Raw genomic sequence first — 2,748 nt, 5'->3', positions numbered from 1 at the left:
CCCAATGCGCGACGCTCCCACGGCTTGTAGGCACACGGTTTCAGGTACTATTTCACTCCGCTCCCGCGGTACTTTTCACCATTCCCTCACGGTACTATCCGCTATCGGTCACCAGGGAATATTTAGGCTTAACGGGTGGTCCCGCCAGATTCACACGGGATTTCTCGGGCCCCGTGCTACTTGGGTGTCTCTTAAACGAGCCGTTGATGTTTCAGCTACGGGGGTCTTACCCTCTACGCCGGACCTTTCGCATGTCCTTCGCCTACATCAACGGTTTCTGACTCGTCTCACAGCCGGCAGACTGTGACAAAGAGATCCCACAACCCCGTATACGCAACCCCTGCCGGGTATCACACGTATACGGTTTGGCCTCATCCGGTTTCGCTCGCCACTACTCCCGGAATCACGGTTGTTTTCTCTTCCTGAGGGTACTGAGATGTTTCACTTCCCCTCGTTCCCTCCACATGCCCTATGTGTTCAGGCATGGGTGACAGCCCATGACGACTGCCGGGTTTCCCCATTCGGAAACCCCCGGATCAAAGCCTGGTTGACGGCTCCCCGGGGACTATCGTGGCCTCCCACGTCCTTCATCGGTTCCTGGTGCCAAGGCATCCACCGTGCGCCCTTAAAAACTTGGCCACAGATGCTCGCGTCCACTGTGCAGTTCTCAAACAACGACCAGCCACCCATCACCCCACCAACAACATGGTGAGTACACTGGGGCCGGCATACCGAAGACAAGGCATAAAGCCCGTGCCCTCAGACACCCAACAGCGCGCCCGGCCCTCCCGCCTCACTCCTGCTTCGTTCCACGCCCAAGGGCAGTACTTGAAGAAAAAGATCACCGGAAGTGCCGAATAGTCAACGTTCCACCCATGAGCTGACCGTGCAGAACATTTGCCTGCAATCGGTACTGTGCTCCTTAGAAAGGAGGTGATCCAGCCGCACCTTCCGGTACGGCTACCTTGTTACGACTTCGTCCCAATCGCCAGTCCCACCTTCGACAGCTCCCTCCCACAAGGGGTTGGGCCACCGGCTTCGGGTGTTACCGACTTTCGTGACGTGACGGGCGGTGTGTACAAGGCCCGGGAACGTATTCACCGCAGCAATGCTGATCTGCGATTACTAGCAACTCCGACTTCATGGGGTCGAGTTGCAGACCCCAATCCGAACTGAGACCGGCTTTTTGAGATTCGCTCCGCCTCACGGCATCGCAGCTCATTGTACCGGCCATTGTAGCACGTGTGCAGCCCAAGACATAAGGGGCATGATGACTTGACGTCGTCCCCACCTTCCTCCGAGTTGACCCCGGCAGTCTCCTGTGAGTCCCCATCACCCCGAAGGGCATGCTGGCAACACAGAACAAGGGTTGCGCTCGTTGCGGGACTTAACCCAACATCTCACGACACGAGCTGACGACAGCCATGCACCACCTGTATACCGACCACAAGGGGGCGACCATCTCTGGCCGTTTCCGGTATATGTCAAGCCTTGGTAAGGTTCTTCGCGTTGCGTCGAATTAAGCCACATGCTCCGCTGCTTGTGCGGGCCCCCGTCAATTCCTTTGAGTTTTAGCCTTGCGGCCGTACTCCCCAGGCGGGGAACTTAATGCGTTAGCTGCGGCACCGACGACGTGGAATGTCGCCAACACCTAGTTCCCAACGTTTACGGCGTGGACTACCAGGGTATCTAATCCTGTTCGCTCCCCACGCTTTCGCTCCTCAGCGTCAGTAATGGCCCAGAGATCCGCCTTCGCCACCGGTGTTCCTCCTGATATCTGCGCATTTCACCGCTACACCAGGAATTCCGATCTCCCCTACCACACTCTAGCTAGCCCGTATCGAATGCAGACCCGGGGTTAAGCCCCGGGCTTTCACATCCGACGTGACAAGCCGCCTACGAGCTCTTTACGCCCAATAATTCCGGACAACGCTTGCGCCCTACGTATTACCGCGGCTGCTGGCACGTAGTTAGCCGGCGCTTCTTCTGCAGGTACCGTCACTTTCGCTTCTTCCCTGCTGAAAGAGGTTTACAACCCGAAGGCCGTCATCCCTCACGCGGCGTCGCTGCATCAGGCTTTCGCCCATTGTGCAATATTCCCCACTGCTGCCTCCCGTAGGAGTCTGGGCCGTGTCTCAGTCCCAGTGTGGCCGGTCGCCCTCTCAGGCCGGCTACCCGTCGTCGCCTTGGTAGGCCATCACCCCACCAACAAGCTGATAGGCCGCGGGCTCATCCTTCACCGCCGGAGCTTTTAACCAGATGCCATGCAGCACCCGGTGTTATCCGGTATTAGACCCCGTTTCCAGGGCTTGTCCCAGAGTGAAGGGCAGATTGCCCACGTGTTACTCACCCGTTCGCCACTAATCCACCCCGAAAGGCTTCATCGTTCGACTTGCATGTGTTAAGCACGCCGCCAGCGTTCGTCCTGAGCCAGGATCAAACTCTCCATGAATGTTTACCGGTAATCCGGTCCACACACACGAAAGAGCGGGACAGTCACGTCGGAATAAGACCGACCGTCCTCAGCGTCCTCGCTGTGTAATCGCCTGCCCGCCACAAGGGCCGACAGGACTTTTCAAAGGAACCTCCAACCCACCATGACGATGGGCCGGGGTTGTCAATCTGGCGTTGACTTTTGGCACGCTGTTGAGTTCTCAAGGTACGGACGCTTCCTTTGTTCCCGTTTCCGGGCCCTCCGGGCGCTTCCTTCGTTTCCGACTCTATCAGACTCTTTCGTGTCCGATTCCC

General features: G+C 57.7%; 2 rRNA genes (1 of these 2 only partly in view). Both read right to left on the bottom strand.

Annotated elements, in window-relative coordinates:
• Positions 1 to 639: ribosomal RNA gene (locus ACFWA7_RS39615) — 23S ribosomal RNA — on the bottom strand (it extends 2,584 nt beyond the left edge of the window).
• 287 nt (positions 640 to 926) lie between these two features.
• Positions 927 to 2,452 (bottom strand): 16S ribosomal RNA (locus ACFWA7_RS39610).
• Together the 16S and 23S rRNA genes form the textbook arrangement of a ribosomal RNA operon.
• Positions 2,453 to 2,748 lie beyond the last annotated feature (296 nt).

It is taken from the genome of Streptomyces sp. NPDC059994, assembly GCF_042737755.1.
Classification (GTDB): domain Bacteria; phylum Actinomycetota; class Actinomycetes; order Streptomycetales; family Streptomycetaceae; genus Streptomyces.
This window is presented reverse-complemented; position numbering and strand designations above follow the sequence as displayed.